This window comes from Amycolatopsis sp. cg5 (assembly GCF_041346955.1).
Lineage (GTDB): Bacteria > Actinomycetota > Actinomycetes > Mycobacteriales > Pseudonocardiaceae > Amycolatopsis.
The window spans coordinates 8,709,510-8,723,625 of the sequence record NZ_CP166849.1 but is presented as its reverse complement, the minus strand read 5'-3'; the positions used below and the strand labels follow the sequence as shown (position 1 = coordinate 8,723,625).

At 68.8% G+C, this 14,116-nt stretch carries 16 protein-coding genes; 12 read left to right on the top strand and 4 right to left on the bottom strand.

The features are described from left to right. Nucleotides 1-125: 125 nt before the first annotated feature. Genes ftsH through folK form a run of 5 tightly spaced genes read left to right on the top strand, consistent with a single transcriptional unit; the run spans nucleotide 126 to nucleotide 4,812 of the window. Complete coding sequence (ftsH, locus tag AB5J62_RS39580; RefSeq protein WP_370945154.1) at nucleotides 126-2,543, top strand: ATP-dependent zinc metalloprotease FtsH; 2,418 nt, start codon at nucleotides 126-128, stop codon at nucleotides 2,541-2,543. Continuing rightward, nucleotides 2,506-3,138 (top strand): GTP cyclohydrolase I FolE, encoded by a 633-nt coding sequence (gene folE, locus AB5J62_RS39575; protein ID WP_370945153.1) that lies wholly within the window; start codon nucleotides 2,506-2,508, stop codon nucleotides 3,136-3,138. The genes ftsH and folE overlap by 38 nt, the downstream gene beginning before the upstream one ends. A gap of 35 nt (nucleotides 3,139-3,173) precedes the next feature. Continuing rightward, nucleotides 3,174-3,968, top strand: a complete 795-nt coding sequence (gene folP / locus AB5J62_RS39570; protein WP_370950465.1) for a dihydropteroate synthase — start codon at nucleotides 3,174-3,176, stop codon at nucleotides 3,966-3,968. Further along, nucleotides 3,953-4,315: a dihydroneopterin aldolase gene (gene folB, locus AB5J62_RS39565; RefSeq protein ID WP_370945152.1), complete on the top strand. Its 363-nt coding sequence runs from the start codon at nucleotides 3,953-3,955 to the stop codon at nucleotides 4,313-4,315. Before folP ends, folB begins: the two co-directional genes overlap by 16 nt. Further along, nucleotides 4,312-4,812 carry a 2-amino-4-hydroxy-6-hydroxymethyldihydropteridine diphosphokinase gene (folK, locus tag AB5J62_RS39560; RefSeq protein ID WP_370945151.1) on the top strand — a complete coding sequence of 167 codons (501 nt, stop codon included), beginning with the start codon at nucleotides 4,312-4,314 and terminating at the stop codon, nucleotides 4,810-4,812. Before folB ends, folK begins: the two co-directional genes overlap by 4 nt. A gap of 58 nt (nucleotides 4,813-4,870) precedes the next feature. Here folK and AB5J62_RS39555 read toward each other — a convergent pair whose 3' ends face one another. Then, a complete protein-coding gene (locus AB5J62_RS39555) occupies nucleotides 4,871-5,839 on the bottom strand; it encodes a MerR family transcriptional regulator (RefSeq protein ID WP_370945150.1) in 969 nt (322 codons plus the stop codon). Between the two features lie 51 nt (nucleotides 5,840-5,890). Between AB5J62_RS39555 and AB5J62_RS39550 the strand changes: the two genes are divergently transcribed. The 7 genes from AB5J62_RS39550 (at nucleotide 5,891) to AB5J62_RS39520 (ending at nucleotide 12,464) form a co-directional block, all read left to right on the top strand. Then, a complete protein-coding gene (locus AB5J62_RS39550; RefSeq protein WP_370945149.1) occupies nucleotides 5,891-6,352 on the top strand; it encodes a DUF3180 domain-containing protein in 462 nt (153 codons plus the stop codon). 69 nt (nucleotides 6,353-6,421) lie between these two features. After that, the gene (locus AB5J62_RS39545) at nucleotides 6,422-8,077 is read left to right on the top strand and encodes a DUF6779 domain-containing protein (RefSeq protein ID WP_370945148.1); all 1,656 of its coding nucleotides are present in this window, start codon (nucleotides 6,422-6,424) and stop codon (nucleotides 8,075-8,077) included. Between the two features lie 77 nt (nucleotides 8,078-8,154). Continuing rightward, nucleotides 8,155-9,267 (top strand): PrsW family intramembrane metalloprotease, encoded by a 1,113-nt coding sequence (locus AB5J62_RS39540; protein WP_370950464.1) that lies wholly within the window; start codon nucleotides 8,155-8,157, stop codon nucleotides 9,265-9,267. Nucleotides 9,268-9,394: 127 nt separating this feature from the next. Further along, nucleotides 9,395-10,291, top strand: a complete 897-nt coding sequence (locus AB5J62_RS39535; protein WP_370950463.1) for a Rossmann-like and DUF2520 domain-containing protein — start codon at nucleotides 9,395-9,397, stop codon at nucleotides 10,289-10,291. Further along, complete coding sequence (gene panC, locus AB5J62_RS39530) at nucleotides 10,288-11,187, top strand: pantoate--beta-alanine ligase (protein WP_370945147.1); 900 nt, start codon at nucleotides 10,288-10,290, stop codon at nucleotides 11,185-11,187. The genes AB5J62_RS39535 and panC overlap by 4 nt, the downstream gene beginning before the upstream one ends. A gap of 10 nt (nucleotides 11,188-11,197) precedes the next feature. Then, nucleotides 11,198-11,677, top strand: a complete 480-nt coding sequence (gene panD / locus AB5J62_RS39525; RefSeq protein ID WP_370945146.1) for an aspartate 1-decarboxylase — start codon at nucleotides 11,198-11,200, stop codon at nucleotides 11,675-11,677. Between the two features lies 1 nt (nucleotide 11,678). Next, nucleotides 11,679-12,464 carry a type III pantothenate kinase gene (locus AB5J62_RS39520; protein ID WP_370945145.1) on the top strand — a complete coding sequence of 262 codons (786 nt, stop codon included), beginning with the start codon at nucleotides 11,679-11,681 and terminating at the stop codon, nucleotides 12,462-12,464. Nucleotides 12,465-12,543: 79 nt separating this feature from the next. On the opposite strand, the gene AB5J62_RS39515 is transcribed toward AB5J62_RS39520, so the two are convergent. The 3 genes from AB5J62_RS39515 to AB5J62_RS39505 are packed head-to-tail and all read right to left on the bottom strand — an operon-like array spanning nucleotide 12,544 to nucleotide 14,092. Further along, nucleotides 12,544-12,681, bottom strand: coding sequence for a hypothetical protein (locus AB5J62_RS39515; RefSeq protein ID WP_370945144.1), 138 nt, complete (start codon nucleotides 12,679-12,681; stop codon nucleotides 12,544-12,546). Further along, complete coding sequence (locus AB5J62_RS39510; RefSeq protein ID WP_370945143.1) at nucleotides 12,681-13,322, bottom strand: cyclopropane-fatty-acyl-phospholipid synthase family protein; 642 nt, start codon at nucleotides 13,320-13,322, stop codon at nucleotides 12,681-12,683. Before AB5J62_RS39510 ends, AB5J62_RS39515 begins: the two co-directional genes overlap by 1 nt. Then, nucleotides 13,319-14,092, bottom strand: a complete 774-nt coding sequence (locus tag AB5J62_RS39505; protein ID WP_370945142.1) for a class I SAM-dependent methyltransferase — start codon at nucleotides 14,090-14,092, stop codon at nucleotides 13,319-13,321. Before AB5J62_RS39505 ends, AB5J62_RS39510 begins: the two co-directional genes overlap by 4 nt. Nucleotides 14,093-14,116: the final 24 nt, after the last annotated feature.

The window sequence follows — 14,116 nt, the reverse complement described above, 5'->3', positions numbered from 1 at the left end:
TTTCCCGTGGACGGTACCCTGGTGGGCGGGTGTCTTTTACGCACCGCGTGTTGTCAAGATCGTGACGGCGGATATCACATCTACCGCCCAACCAGGGAGGGTCGAGGCCACCAGGGCCGAGTCGTATGGACCGGAAGCGCCTTCTCAGGAACCCACTGCTGTGGATTGCCGTTGCCTTGCTGCTCTACTTCGCGTTCAGCTCGCTGTTCGACAGCAACCGCGGTTACACGCAGGTGCCGACGTCTCAGGCGTTGGCCCAGCTGAACGCGGGCAGTGTGAACGTCAAGGAAGCCAGTATCGAGGACAAGGAACAGCAGCTCAAGCTGACCCTCGTCAACAAGATCGACGTCGACGGCCAGCAGGTCGACAAGATCATCACGGCCTATCCGGCCGACGCGACGTCCATCGTGTTCACCAAGGTGAACGACGCGAAGCTCGGCGACAAGCCGATCAAGTTCAACACGACGGTGAGCCAGCAGTCGTTCTTCCAGACGATCTTGCTGTACATGATCCCGCTCGTGCTCGTGCTGCTGTTGCTCATGTGGATGATGAACAACGCGCAGGGCGGCGGGAACCGGGTACTCAACTTCGGCAAGTCCAAGGCCAAGCAGCTCAACAAGGACATGCCGAAGACCACCTTCGGTGATGTCGCGGGCGCCGACGAGGCGGTCGAAGAGCTCTTCGAGATCAAGGACTTCCTGCAGAACCCCGCGCGCTACCAGGCGCTGGGCGCGAAGATCCCCAAGGGCGTGCTCCTTTATGGACCGCCCGGAACGGGTAAGACGCTGCTCGCGCGTGCCGTCGCCGGTGAGGCCGGCGTGCCGTTCTACACGATCTCCGGTTCCGACTTCGTCGAGATGTTCGTCGGTGTCGGCGCCTCCCGTGTGCGTGACCTGTTCGAGCAGGCCAAGCAGAACGCGCCCTGCATCATCTTCGTCGACGAGATCGACGCGGTCGGCCGCCAGCGTGGCGCCGGCCTCGGCGGTGGCCACGACGAGCGCGAGCAGACGCTGAACCAGCTGCTCGTCGAGATGGACGGCTTCGACGCGCGCGGCGGCATCATCCTGATCGCCGCCACGAACCGGCCCGACATCCTCGACCCGGCGCTGCTGCGGCCCGGCCGGTTCGACCGGCAGATCCCGGTGTCCGCGCCCGACATGCGCGGCCGCCGCGCCATCCTCGAGGTGCACGCCAAGGGCAAGCCGATCGCGCAGGGCACCGACCTGGGCAGCCTCGCCAAGCGGACGGTCGGCATGTCCGGCGCCGACCTGGCGAACGTGCTCAACGAGGCCGCGCTGCTCACCGCCCGCCAGAACGGGCACGTGATCACCAACGAGGCGCTCGAGGAGTCCGTCGACCGCGTCGTCGGCGGCCCCGCCCGCAAGAGCCGGATCATCTCCGAGAAGGAGAAGAAGATCACGGCCTACCACGAGGGCGGGCACGCGCTCGCCGCGTGGGCGATGCCGGACATCGAACCGGTCTACAAGCTGACGATCCTGCCCCGCGGGCGCACGGGCGGCCACGCGCTGCTCGTCCCCGAGGACGACAAAGACCTGATGACCCGCTCCGAGATGATCGGTCGGCTGGTCTTCGCGATGGGTGGCCGCACGGCCGAGGAGCTCGTCTTCCACGAGCCCACCACCGGCGCGTCCTCCGACATCGAGCAGGCGACGAAGATCGCCCGCGCGATGGTCACCGAGTACGGCATGAGCGCCAGGCTCGGCGCGGTCAAGTACGGCCAGGAGCAGGGCGACCCGTTCCTCGGGCGTTCGGCCGGTCGCCAGGCGGACTACTCGCACGAGGTCGCGCACGAGATCGACGAGGAGGTGCGCAAGCTCATCGAGACCGCGCACACCGAGGCGTGGCACGTGCTCAACACCTACCGCGACGTGCTGGACGAGCTGGTCATCGAGCTCCTGCAGAAGGAGACGCTGACCCGCAAGGACCTGGAACGGATCTTCGCCACGGTCGAGAAGCGGCCGCACATCACCGTGTTCAACGAGTTCGGTGAGCGCACCCCGTCGGACAAGCCGCCGATCAAGACCCCCGGCGAGCTGGCGATCGAGCGCGGCGAGCCGTGGCCCCCGCCGTCCGAGGAGAAGCCCGCGCAGCTGCCGGCGCCGACCCCGGTCGCGTCCGTGCCCGGCGCCGGTGACCTCCCCGGTGGCCCCGGCGGCTACCAGCAGGCCCAGCCCGAGCAGCCCGCGAACCCGTTCGCGCCGCCGCCGTCCCCCGGCGGGTACCCCAACGGCCGCCCGAATGGTGGACCGAATGGCACCGCCCACTGGCCCGGCGCATATGGTGGTCAGCAGCCGGGTGGTCCGGCGGGTGGTCCGGCGGCCGGTGGCCCGCCGAACTACGGTGCTCCTCCAGGATGGACCCCGGCGACCTCGCCGGGCGGCCAATCCGGTTCCTGGCGGCCCCCCGCCGACGACCGCTCGCGCGAGCACGGCTGGTTCGACGGCCAGGCCGGTGGCCAGCAGCAGGGCGAGGAGCAGCGTCGGCGTGACAACACGGACGGGCAAGAACCACCCCAACGGTGACGATCACCTTCTCGGCTCGGACCGGGTCTTCGACCAGGACCGAGCCGAGAAGGCCGTTCGCGAACTACTACTCGCCTGTGGCGAAGACCCGGATCGGGACGGTCTACTGGACACCCCGGCCCGGGTCGCTCGCGCTTACCGGGAGATGTTCGCGGGTCTGTACACCGACCCCGACCACGTGCTCGACAAGACCTTCGACGAGTCGCACGAGGAACTGATCCTCGTCACCGACATCCCGATGTTCAGCCAATGTGAACATCACCTCGTGCCATTCCATGGCGTCGCCCATGTCGGGTACATCCCCAACTGTGAAGGCCGGGTCACCGGTCTGTCCAAATTGGCCAGGCTCGTCGATCTGTATTCGAAGCGGCCGCAGGTGCAAGAACGGCTGACTTCGCAGGTCGCCGACGCTCTGGTCCGGAAGCTCGATCCGCGCGGGGTCATCGTGGTCATCGAAGCCGAGCACTTGTGCATGGCCATGCGCGGCATCCGCAAGCCCGGCGCGCGGACCACCACGTCCGCGGTGCGCGGGCTGCTCAAGACGTCGGCGTCTTCGCGGGCGGAGGCGTTGGACCTCATCAAGGGGCGCCGGTGATCGCCGGTCTGCCGTCGCCCGGTCGCTGTGTGGTGATGGGCGTGCTGAACGTGACGCCCGATTCCTTTTCGGACGGTGGCCGTTATCTCGGCCTCGACGACGCGCTGACCCACGCCCGCGAGATGTGGGCCCGTGGCGCCGACATGATCGACGTCGGCGGCGAGTCGACCAGGCCTGGTGCGCTCAGGGTTGATGCCGAGGTCGAGATCTCCCGAGTGTTGCCGGTCATCAAAACCCTTGCGGCCGAAGGGATCCCGCTGTCCGTCGACACAACGCGGGCGCAGGTGGCCGAGGCGGCGCTGGACGCGGGCGCGATCGTGATCAACGACGTTTCCGGCGGGCTGGCCGATCCCGCGATGGCGAAGGTGGCCGCGGAGTCCGGGGTTCCGTGGATCCTGATGCACTGGCGTGGGCACAGCAAGGACATGAACGCGCTCGCCACGTACGGCGACGTCGTCGCCGAGGTGCGGGCCGAACTGGCCGAGCGGGTCGAGGCCGCGCTGGCCGCAGGAGTGTCCACTTCGGCCTTGGTGCTCGACCCCGGTCTCGGGTTCGCGAAGAACGCCGAGCACGACTGGGCGTTGCTGCATCGGCTGAATTCGTTGCTGGACTTGGGTTTCCCTGTTCTGGTCGGCGCGTCACGCAAGCGGTTCATCGGCAGGCTGCTGTCCGATGAGGACGGCACGCCGCGTCCGCCGGACGGCCGCGAGGACGCGACGGCGGCGATTTCCACGCTGGCCGCGATGGCGGGCGCGTGGGGTGTCCGGGTACATGAGGTCGGTGCGTCGCTGGACGCGGTGAAGGTGGCAGAGGCATGGCGGACCGGATAACACTGACCGGGCTCCGGGTGTTCGGGCGGCACGGCGTCTTCGAGCACGAGAAGCGTGACGGCCAGGAGTTCATCGTGGACATCACGGCGGTCATGGACCTGACGCCCGCGGCCACCACGGACGACCTGACCAAGACACTCCACTATGGAGAGCTGGCGGAACTGGCCGCCGGGATCGTCGCGGGCGAGCCGTACGACCTGATCGAAAGCGTCGCGGGCAAGATCGCCGACGAGGTCTTCGCGAAGGACGCCAGGCTGACCGAGATCGAGGTCACCGTCCACAAGCCGTCCGCCCCCATCCCGCTGACGTTCGACGACGTCGCGGTGACCGTCCACCGCGTCCGATGAGCCGCGCGGTCCTCTCGCTCGGCTCGAACCTCGGCGACCGCTTCGGCTTCCTGAAGCTGGCCGTCGACGGGCTGCGGCCGTGGCTGGTCGCGGTGTCGAGCGTTTACGAAACGGCGCCGTGGGGCGTCGAAGACCAACCCGACTTCCTCAACGCGATCTGCGTCGTCGACGACCCCGAGCGCGACCACTGGGCCTGGCTCCGCTTCGGCCAGTCGCTGGAAACGGCGGCGGAGCGCGTGCGCGAGCAGCGCTGGGGTCCCCGCACCCTCGACGTCGACGTCGTCACGGTCGACGGCGTCCTGTCCGACGACCCCTCGCTGTTGCTCCCGCACCCGGGCACGCCCGACCGCGCGACCGTGCTGATCCCCTGGCTGGAGCTCGACCCGGCCGCCGAAGTCCCCGGCCACGGCCCCGCCGCCGACTTGCTCGCCGCGCTCCCCGCCGCCGACCGCGACGGCGTCCACCTCCGGGCGGACCTGAGGCTCCAGGACTCGTGAGTGGTACGGCCGGTTCTAACCGGTCAAAACACTCACGACCCCCGAGCGACCCGGGGCGCTAGGCCGAGGCGCGGATGGCGGCCACGATCCAGCGGGCGGCCGGCAGCTGGGTGGGGATGGGCGGCCAGCCGTTGATGATCGCCAGGAGCTGCCAGTAGCGCTCGGCCCGCTCGTCGCCGCCCGCCTCGACGTTGTCGGCGAGTTCGAGGCGGAAGCGGGAACTGGCCGGGTCGCGGTCGGGGCCTGCCGAGGCCGCGCAGATCTCGTCGGCCAGCGCGCGGCCCTCCGCCGAGTCGGGCTGGCGGCCCGCGTCGAGCGAGGACTGGGCACGGGTGCTCCAGGCGAACCAGTTCTCCTGCTGGGTGGCGTTCTGCTGGACGGCGGCGTCGCCCTTGAACGTGCCGTCCTTGACCGAGGTCGAGTGCCGCTCGCTCATCCCGCGGATCAGGTCGCGGAACTCGGGGTCCTGCACCAGCTCGGCGAACTCGATCCAGGCCTCCAGCTGTTCGGGCGATGGGTCGTCCGGCAGTTCGGGCTTGGCTGAGCGCATCCGGGTGTAGAACTCCGAGTCGACTTCGAGGCCGGCGACCATCTCGTCCCAGAACTCGTCGAGCAAACGTTTGCGGTCGTCGTCGGACATCGACGCGAGCTTGTTCATCAGTTTCACTTCCTCCAGTTCGGATCCCCGCTTGGCGACCGCTCGCAGTACCGCTCGTCGCAACCGGAGCCGTCGAATCTGCGTGTCGAGCGCGTCGACGTGCTGGCTCGCGATCTCCGGGACGCTCGCTTCTCGCGTCAGTGCGCGCTCGACATCGGCGAGGCCGAGGCCGAGTTCGCGAAGCGTCTTAACAAGCTCTAGGCGGGCCATAGCCTTTATGTCGTAAAGGCGATAGCCCGAATGCGTGCGATCGGTGGGCGGGAGCAGCCCCTCATCGGAGTAAAAACGAATCGTTTTGACGGGCAGGCCCGTGCGCTTCGACAGCTCCCCGATGGTGAAGACCACCCCTGTGTTTCCCACGCGAACCATGCTCAACCCTCCAGCCACTGGAGAGTCAAGCGTCGCAGGTAACGTGAGAACATGCACTTCACCCGCCCACGCGAGTTGCTGGCCGCCGGGCTGGTCGGGCTGGCCGCCGGGTACCTGTTGCTGCAGGTCGCGTACGGTTCACTGCCGCGGCTGCCGCTCTTCGTCGGAGCCACGCTGGCCGTTCTCGCGCTGCTGGAAGTCTTTCTCGCCTTTTCCGTTCGTGGCAGGATCACCGGCGGCCGCGTGCTGCAGGCCATCGCGGTGGCCAGGTCGGTCGCGCTGGCGAAGGCTTCTTCGCTGGCTGGTTCGGCCATGCTGGGCTTCTGGCTCGCCGCGGTGATCTACCTGCTGCCCAAGCGTGGCCTGCTCATCGCCGCCGCTTCGGACCTGCGGAGCGCGGTTGTCGGTGCGGCGAGTGCCGCCGCGCTGATCGGGGCTGGTTTGTGGCTCGAGCATTGCTGCCGGACGCCGGAACCGCGTGATCGTGATCGCGCTGGGCCGTCGACCGGTTAACGGAAAGAAAGCACCGCTCGAAGTACCGACTAGGTCTCGTTCGGATTACTAGAAGGTACGGTGTTCGTTATGACCGGCGTGGGTGACGACTCGCGCGGCCGCCCTTGGGGCAGGCCGTGGCTTGTCGTCGGCTTGACCCTCGCGGTGGCGGCGACACTGGCACTGGTGCTCAGCGACGACCTCCGATGGCTCCGGCTCGGCATCGTCGCGGCGCTGTGGGCGGCACTGATCGGCGCGTTCCTCGCGGTCAAGTACCGCAAGCACGCCGCGCACAGTGAGGACGCGGTCGCCGAGGCGCAGGCCGTGTACGAGCTGGAGCTCGAACGTGAGGTCGCCGCCCGCCGCGAGTTCGAGCTGGAAGTGGAAGCAGAGACCAGGCAGCGTGCCGACGAGGACTCCCGCGAGGAGCTCGACGCGCTGCGCAGCGAGGTGCTCGCGCTGCGCGACAGCCTGCAGACGCTCTTCGGTGGCGAGGTGCTTTACGAGCGCGTCGCGCTGACCGCGCAGGCCACCCGGATGCGATCGCTGGGCGACGACAAGCGCCTGGTGAACGGCGAGCCCAAGAAGCAGCCCGCCCAGCTCATGGCGCCGAAGAAGATCGTCGAGGTCGCCGAGCGCCCGACCGAACTGATCGAGCGCGTGCTGGACAAGGCCGTCGAGCAGCGGCGCCCGGCGCCCGCGCCGGCCGCCAGACCGAAGCCGAAGCCGGAGACCCCGACCACCTCCCGCACGGCCGCGAAGCCGACCGAACCGGTCCGCCGCGATCCCGCGCACCCGCAGAGTTCCCCGTCGGCGAAAGCCACGCAGGCCATCAAGGTCGCGCAGGTCACGCCGCGCAAGGCGGCGGCGGAGCAGCCGAAGACCGAGCGTCAGATGCCGCCGGTCAAGCCGCCGAAGCCGGTGCTGAAGCCGGCGCCGAGGCCGAGCGAGTCGAGCCCCGGATTCAAGCCGGTCGCTCCTTACAAAGCCCCCGAGTACAAGCCCGCCGAGCCGAGCCGCCCGGCGATGAAGCCGGTCGTGCCCGCGCCGGAGCCCACCCGTCCGGCGCTGGACCGCGTCGAGCGTGGCAGGCCGGCCGCGAGCGTGCCGCCGCCCAAGCCCCAGGTCAAGCCCCAGCCGAAACCTGAGCCCGTCGCGCCGAAGGTGCCCGAGCGGCCCGCCGCGGCGAGCAACCAGGAGGCCACCGGCGAGTGGAGGCCGTCGTGGGACACCGGCCGCCGCGAGCGCACCGCCACCAACCTGAGCGCCGCCTTCGTCAAGCGCGAGAAGCCGCCCGTCGTCGAGGAGCCGCCGCGTCAGCCGGAGCCCGCGAAGGTCGAGGTCAACCCGACGCTGCCCGAAGCCGTCCGCGAGCTGCAGCAGAACCGCTCCGGCGGGCGCCGCCGCCGCGCGGAAGAGGAAGAGGCGGAGCCCGTGTCGACCGGCCGCCGTCACCGGCCGGACGGCGAGCCGCCGTCCTGGCAGAAGCCTGCCGAGCCGGTGAACGGCTCACGGCACGGCGCGACCAACGGCAGCCACTCGCGTCCCGAGGGCCGCAACGGGTCGCACGGCGCCAACGGGTCGAACGGCTCCGCCAACGGAAACGGTCACCGGTCCGCGGCCGCGCACGGCAAGGAGTTGCCGGACGCGGGTTCGCACGCCGCCGGTCGTTCGGTGAGTGAGCTGCTCGCCGCGCACGGCGCCAACGAATCGGCCCCGCGCCGCCGCCGTCGCGCCGAGGACTGAGCGCGCCGGAACGACCCAGTACTGTACGCGTCGTGTCAGGTATTGCCACGTCACGCAAGCGCGAGCTGCCGCGCTGGATGACGGTCATGCTGCCCGTTGCCGGGGTGCTCGTGCTCGCGTTGTGCGGGCTGCTGGTGTTCGGCCTCGTGACCGCGCGGGTGGGAGTGCTCGCGGTCGTGATCGGCGTGCTCGCCGCGCTGGTGCCCGTCGGGCTGGTGACCGCCGCGTTCCTGTGGGTCGACCGCTGGGAGCCCGAGCCCGCGAAGATGCTGCTGCTCGCGTTCTTCTGGGGCGCCTGCATCGCGACGGTCACCGCGCTGCTGATCAACAGCACCGCCGAGGCGATCGGCGATCTCTGGCTCGGCGACGGCAACGGCAACAAGTTCAGCGCGGTCGTCTCCGCGCCGCTGGTCGAGGAAGCCGCCAAGGGCGCGTTCGTGCTGCTGGTGTGCTGGCGGCGGCGCGCCGAGTTCGACGGGGTGGTCGACGGCGTCGTCTACGCCGGGTTCAGCGCCGCCGGGTTCGCGTTCGTCGAGAACATCCTCTACTTCGGACGGGCTTTCGCGGAGTCGGGATTCGGCGACGGCACCAGCGCGGGCGTGCTGGCCGCGTTCGTGTTGCGCGGGGTGCTTTCCCCGTTCACCCATCCGCTGTTCACCGCGCTGACCGGCATCGGCATCGGCCTGGCCGCGAGCTCGGCGAACAAGCAGGTGCGGATACTGGCGCCGCTCGCCGGCTACCTCTGCGCGGTGCTGCTGCACGCGCTGTGGAACGGCGCCGCCGTGCTCGGCGGGTCGAAGGCGTTCCTCAACGTGTACTTCCTGATCATGGTGCCGATGTTCCTGGGCGTGGTGTGGCTGGTGGTGCTGCAGCGGCGGCGTGAGCAGCGGATCGTCGCGGCCGCGCTGCCGGACATGGTCGCCTTCCGCTGGATCGCCCGCTCCGAGGTCGATCTGCTCGCCAGCCTTTCCGGCAGGCGTGAGTGGCGTCGGCAGGCCAAACGGCAGTCCGGCCGCCGCGCGGCCAAGGAGGTCGGGCGCTATCAGACGAGCGTCACAGAACTGGCGTTTCTCCGCCGTACTCCGGTCGAAACCGAAGAAGCCATGGCACGACAAGACGAACTGTTGACCGTTCTTCGCTCATCGCGGGCCGAGGCCGTCCGGCTGGCGGAACAATCGACTGGTGGGTGACCCCCGCAACGGGTGAAGCTCATCACCAATCTCCGGTTGATCCGGCTTGAGAGAGCTACTCTCTCGCCGTCGTCCGGTACCCGCGACGGAGCGGGACTGGAACGAGTGAGGGAGACTTTTTCGCATGATGATGCGGCCTGCCCGCTTGGCGGTCGGCGTGGTGTCCGCCGGACGCGTCGGCAGTGTTCTCGGTGCGGCTCTCGCACGGGCCGGCCATCACGTCGTCGCCGCCTCCGGTCTTTCCACCGCCTCCGTCCGGCGAGCCGATCAGTTGCTGCCCGGTGTTCCGCTGCTGCCGCCCGATCAGGTCGTCGGCCAGGCGGATCTGGTGCTGCTCGCACTGCCCGACGACGCGTTGCCCGGGATGATCCGCGGGCTGGTCGCGACCGACTCGCTCAGACCCGGCCAGATAGTGGTCCATACCTCTGGTGCGCACGGTGTCGGCGTGCTGGCGCCGGCCGCCGAACTCGGCGCGCTGCCACTCGCGCTGCACCCGGTGATGACGTTCACCGGCCGTTCCGAGGACCTGGACCGGCTGGCGACCTGCAGCATCGGCATCACCGCCGCCGAAGGTGACGAAGCCGCGTGGAACGTCGGCGAGGCGCTGGCGATGGAAATGGGCACCGAACCCGTGCGCGTTCCCGAAGCCAGCCGCGCGCTGTACCACGCCGCGCTCGCACATGGTGCGAACCACTTGATGACCTTGGTCGCCGATTGCGCCGATCTGCTGCGCGAAGGCGGGATCGCCGACGCCGAAAGGCTGGTCGCGCCGTTGCTTTCGGCGGCATTGGATAATGTGCTCCGGCACGGTGACCGTGCGCTGACCGGTCCCGTCGCCCGTGGTGACGCGGGCACGGTCCGTGCTCATCTCGAAGTGCTCGCCCGGCGAGCGCCCGACGTCGCGCCCTGTTATGCCGCGCTGGCCAAGCGCACGGTCGCGCGCGCGTCGCAGGCCGGGCTGCTGGGCGAGGCACCGGCGAAAGAGCTCACCGAACTACTCGACGAAGGCCCTGATTCGCCATGACCAGCCCCAAATTCACCCGCGGCACCCTGAACACCTACCAGCCACCGGAGCACGTCACCCAAGTGACGAACGCGCTGCACGGGGTCAGCCGGAAGATCGCGCTCGTGCCGACCATGGGCGCGCTGCACGCGGGCCACCGCGAGCTGATCCGCCGCGCGAAGCGGCTGCCGGGCAATACCGTCGTCGCCGCGTCGATCTTCGTGAATCCCTTGCAGTTCGGGGAAGGCGAGGACTTCGAGGCGTACCCGCGTCCGCTCGAAGCCGACCTCGCCGTGCTGGCCGAGGACGGCGTGCAGATCGCGTTCACGCCCAAGGCGTCGGACATGTACGGCGAGGGCGCGTCGATCACCATGAACGCGGGCCCGCTCGGCGACGAGCTCGAAGGCGCGGTGCGGCCGGGACATTTCGGCGGAATGCTCACCGTCGTCGCGAAGTTGTTCAACATCGTGCGGCCGGACTACGCCTTCTTCGGGGAGAAGGACTACCAGCAGCTGGTGCTGATCAAGAAAATGGTTCGTGACCTGAACTTCGCCACCAAGGTGATCGGAGTGCCGACGGTCCGCGAACGGGACGGGCTCGCGTTGTCCTCACGAAACGTTTACCTGTCCGAGAAAGAGCGGGAGGACGCGGTCGTGCTTTCGGCCACGCTGACCGCGGGCGCGTTCTTCGGACGCGACGGCGCCGACGCCGTTTTCGACGCGGCACGGCGCACATTGGCGACTCGACCTGACGTAGTCGTCGATTATCTCGAGCTGCGCGGTACCGATCTCGGCCCCGCGCCGTCTGATGGGGAAGCACGATTGCTGATCGCCGCACGCGTGGGCAGGACGCGGCTGATCGACAACGTCCCGGTGCTGCTCGGCGCCGCCGCCGAGCATCCCGAGGCAGGGGAATAGGGAGTCGAACATGTTGCGCACGATGCTGAAGTCCAAGATCCACCGCGCCACGGTGACCCAGGCGGATCTGCACTACGTCGGCTCGGTGACCGTCGACGCCGACCTGATGGACGCCGCCGACCTGCTACCGGGCGAGCAGGTGTCCATTGTGGATGTCACGAACGGCGCGCGGCTGGAGACCTACGTCATCCAGGGTGAGCGGGGCAGCGGCGTGCTCGGGATCAACGGTGCCGCCGCGCATCTGGTGCACCCCGGTGATCTGGTCATCCTGATCTCCTATGGCCAGATGGATTCGATCGAGGCGGTCGCGTACGAGCCGAAGATCGTGTTCGTCGACGCCGCCAACCGGGTGCAGGACCAGGGCATCGACCCGGGGCACGCGCCGGAGGGCTCGGGGCTGATGAGCGGCACCGTCACGCTGCCGGAGTCGTTCCCGGTCGCCGAGACCGTCGACGCCGCCAAGCTCGACGCGCTGCTCGCCGAGGGCTGAGTTGCTACTCACCGTCGACGTCGGCAACACGAACATCGTGCTGGGCCTGTATTCGGGGCGCGGCGACGACGCGAAACTGGTCGGCGACTGGCGGATGCGCACCGACGCGCGGATGACGGCCGACGAGCTCGCGCTGACCATGCGCGGGCTGCTCGGCTCGCTCGCCGACTCCGTCACCGGGATCAGCGCGCTGTCGACCGTGCCGGCGGTGCTGCGCGAGCTGAGGGTGATGCTCGGGCGCTACTACCCCCGGCTGCCGAAGGTCGTGGTCGAGCCCGGTGTGCGCACCGGGGTCGCGCTGCTGGTCGACAATCCCAAGGAGGTGGGCGCCGACCGGCTGGTGAACACCCTCGCCGCGCATCACCTGCACCCGGACACGGCGTGTGTGGTGGTCGACTTCGGCACCTCCACCAACGTCGACGCCATCTCCGCCAAGGGCGAGTTCCTCGGCGGCGCGTTCGCGCCCGGCATCGAGATCTCGGTCGACGCGCTCGCCGCGCGTGCCGCCGCGCTGCGCAAGGTCGAGCTGGCGCCGCCGCGGTCGGTGATCGGCAAGAACACCGTGGAATGCCTGCAGTCCGGCATTCTCTACGGCTTCGCGGGCCAGGTCGACGGGCTCGTGAAGCGGATCGTGCGCGAGCTCTCGCCGTCCACCCCGGTCGCCGTGATCGCGACCGGCGGCCTGGCGCCGCTGGTGGTCGCCGAGTCGGAGACGATCACCGAGCACGTGCCCGACCTGACGCTGCTGGGCCTGCGCCTGGTCTTCGAGCGCAACTCCCGGTCCTGAAACCCGGGATAAAGCCCGCTTTACTCCCGGGAGTAAAGCGGGCTTTATCCCGCGGAGTAAAGCCCGCTTTATCCCGGATTCAGGGGCGGCGCTCAGCGAGGATGTAGACGCGGCGGCTCATGCATTCGTTGGTCGCCATCATCTCCTTGAGGCCGACGAGCAGCTCGGCGGGATCGCGGCCGTCCTCGGCGGCGAGTTCTTCGACGGACTCGACCATCAGCGCGTTGGTGCGGTGCTGGCGCTCACGCCAGCGGTCGGTTTCGGCATAAGTGAGTACTGAGAAGCCGCCGCCTCGATAACCGGCCGATGATCCGACAATTGGGGCGGACGTCCGTCCGGCTGCGTGTGGTAATCCCAGGTGGTCATCAGCAACCGGCCACCGGGAGCGGTGATCCTGGCCAGTTCGGCCAGCGCCGCGGCCTTGTCGGGGGCGAACAGCAGCGCGTCGATACTTATAACGGCTTGCAGGCTGCCAGTTGCAATATTCGTATCCGTGAACGACCCGAGTTGGAATGCGGCCCGGTCCGCCAGGCCGAAAATCTCGGCCTTCTCGCGGGCGGCCTCGAGTGCCGTCTCGGCGATGTCGATTCCGACGAGTCGAGCGTCACGCCGAGCGGCCAGCCAAATGCCGGGTCCACCTCGCCCGCAGCCGATATCGGCCAGCCGGTCACCCGGCGAAAGGCGGCAATCTTCGGCCATTCGGTCCAGTTCGCTCACCGTGATGTAGCTGTGGGTGTCCAAGGCCGCCGGATATTCGTCGCCATAGACCGCCGCCCAGATCCGGGCATGCCCCGGCGAGGCCGGTCCGCGGAATCCGTCGGTGAAGATCTCTGTCCAATTCTTGTCCACCATGGTCATCGCCGCCTGGCGCGGAACGCCGTTACGACTATCGGCCGGTCGAATTCGCCGGACGCGGTTTCCGGCCTGCTCGCCAGGAAATCTTCCGCCGTTCGGAGTATCGCCGCCCTTTCCTCACTCGTCGCGGCCAGCACATGTGAATGAGTGCCGAGCGTCCGCACGAGACTTTCCGCGGTGCGACGCTGCTTGTGGCGAAAAGTTTCCTGTTCGGATGGCGAGAAGTCGGGATGATCGGGTAAACCGGCGGCGGCCGCCGCCCAGGTCCGGCCGGTCGGGGTGCCGAACAGTTCCCCGAATTCGGACACCCAAGGCACCGACAGGTCGTCGTAGTTCCACATCGGGACCAGAACACCGCCAGGTCGCAGCACCCGGGAGATCTCGGTCAGCGCCGGGCCCGCGTCGAACCAGTGAAAGGCCTGGCCGACGAAAACCGCGTCCACCGACGCCGTTTCGAGCGGAATCCGCTCGGCGTGCCCATCAAGAGCGGTTATCGCCGGAAGGCGGCGGCGGAGTTCCGCCAGCATCTGTTCATCGGGTTCGACGGCGGTCACCGTCAACCCCAGTTCAACCAGCGTCGTGGTCAGTTTTCCGGTGCCTGCCGCGAGGTCCAGTACGTTTACCGGCGCTTTCTCCGCACCGGACAGTCCCCAGCGCACCGCGGTGATCGGGTAATCGGGCCGGTGCTCGGCGTAGGCGGCGGCCACTCCACCAAAGGAGGTGGCCCGTTTGGCGCGTAGTTCGTCGGATATAGGGGTCGACTCGTTGCCCATGTACCCGGTATTACACCAATTCGC

Bases quoted from the DNA above. Each gene is read 5' to 3' on its own strand.
- ftsH (WP_370945154.1), top strand. From the start codon at position 126: ATGGACCGGAAGCGCCTTCTCAGGAACCCACTGCTGTGGATTGCCGTT.
- folP (WP_370950465.1), top strand. From the start codon at position 3,174: ATGGGCGTGCTGAACGTGACGCCCGATTCCTTTTCGGACGGTGGCCGT.
- folB (WP_370945152.1), top strand. From the start codon at position 3,953: ATGGCGGACCGGATAACACTGACCGGGCTCCGGGTGTTCGGGCGGCAC.
- folK (WP_370945151.1), top strand. From the start codon at position 4,312: ATGAGCCGCGCGGTCCTCTCGCTCGGCTCGAACCTCGGCGACCGCTTC.
- AB5J62_RS39555 (WP_370945150.1), bottom strand. From the start codon at position 5,839: ATGGTTCGCGTGGGAAACACAGGGGTGGTCTTCACCATCGGGGAGCTG.
- AB5J62_RS39550 (WP_370945149.1), top strand. From the start codon at position 5,891: ATGCACTTCACCCGCCCACGCGAGTTGCTGGCCGCCGGGCTGGTCGGG.
- AB5J62_RS39545 (WP_370945148.1), top strand. From the start codon at position 6,422: ATGACCGGCGTGGGTGACGACTCGCGCGGCCGCCCTTGGGGCAGGCCG.
- AB5J62_RS39540 (WP_370950464.1), top strand. From the start codon at position 8,155: ATGACGGTCATGCTGCCCGTTGCCGGGGTGCTCGTGCTCGCGTTGTGC.
- AB5J62_RS39535 (WP_370950463.1), top strand. From the start codon at position 9,395: ATGATGCGGCCTGCCCGCTTGGCGGTCGGCGTGGTGTCCGCCGGACGC.
- panC (WP_370945147.1), top strand. From the start codon at position 10,288: ATGACCAGCCCCAAATTCACCCGCGGCACCCTGAACACCTACCAGCCA.
- panD (WP_370945146.1), top strand. From the start codon at position 11,198: ATGTTGCGCACGATGCTGAAGTCCAAGATCCACCGCGCCACGGTGACC.
- AB5J62_RS39515 (WP_370945144.1), bottom strand. From the start codon at position 12,681: ATGGTCGAGTCCGTCGAAGAACTCGCCGCCGAGGACGGCCGCGATCCC.
- AB5J62_RS39510 (WP_370945143.1), bottom strand. From the start codon at position 13,322: ATGACCATGGTGGACAAGAATTGGACAGAGATCTTCACCGACGGATTC.
- AB5J62_RS39505 (WP_370945142.1), bottom strand. From the start codon at position 14,092: ATGGGCAACGAGTCGACCCCTATATCCGACGAACTACGCGCCAAACGG.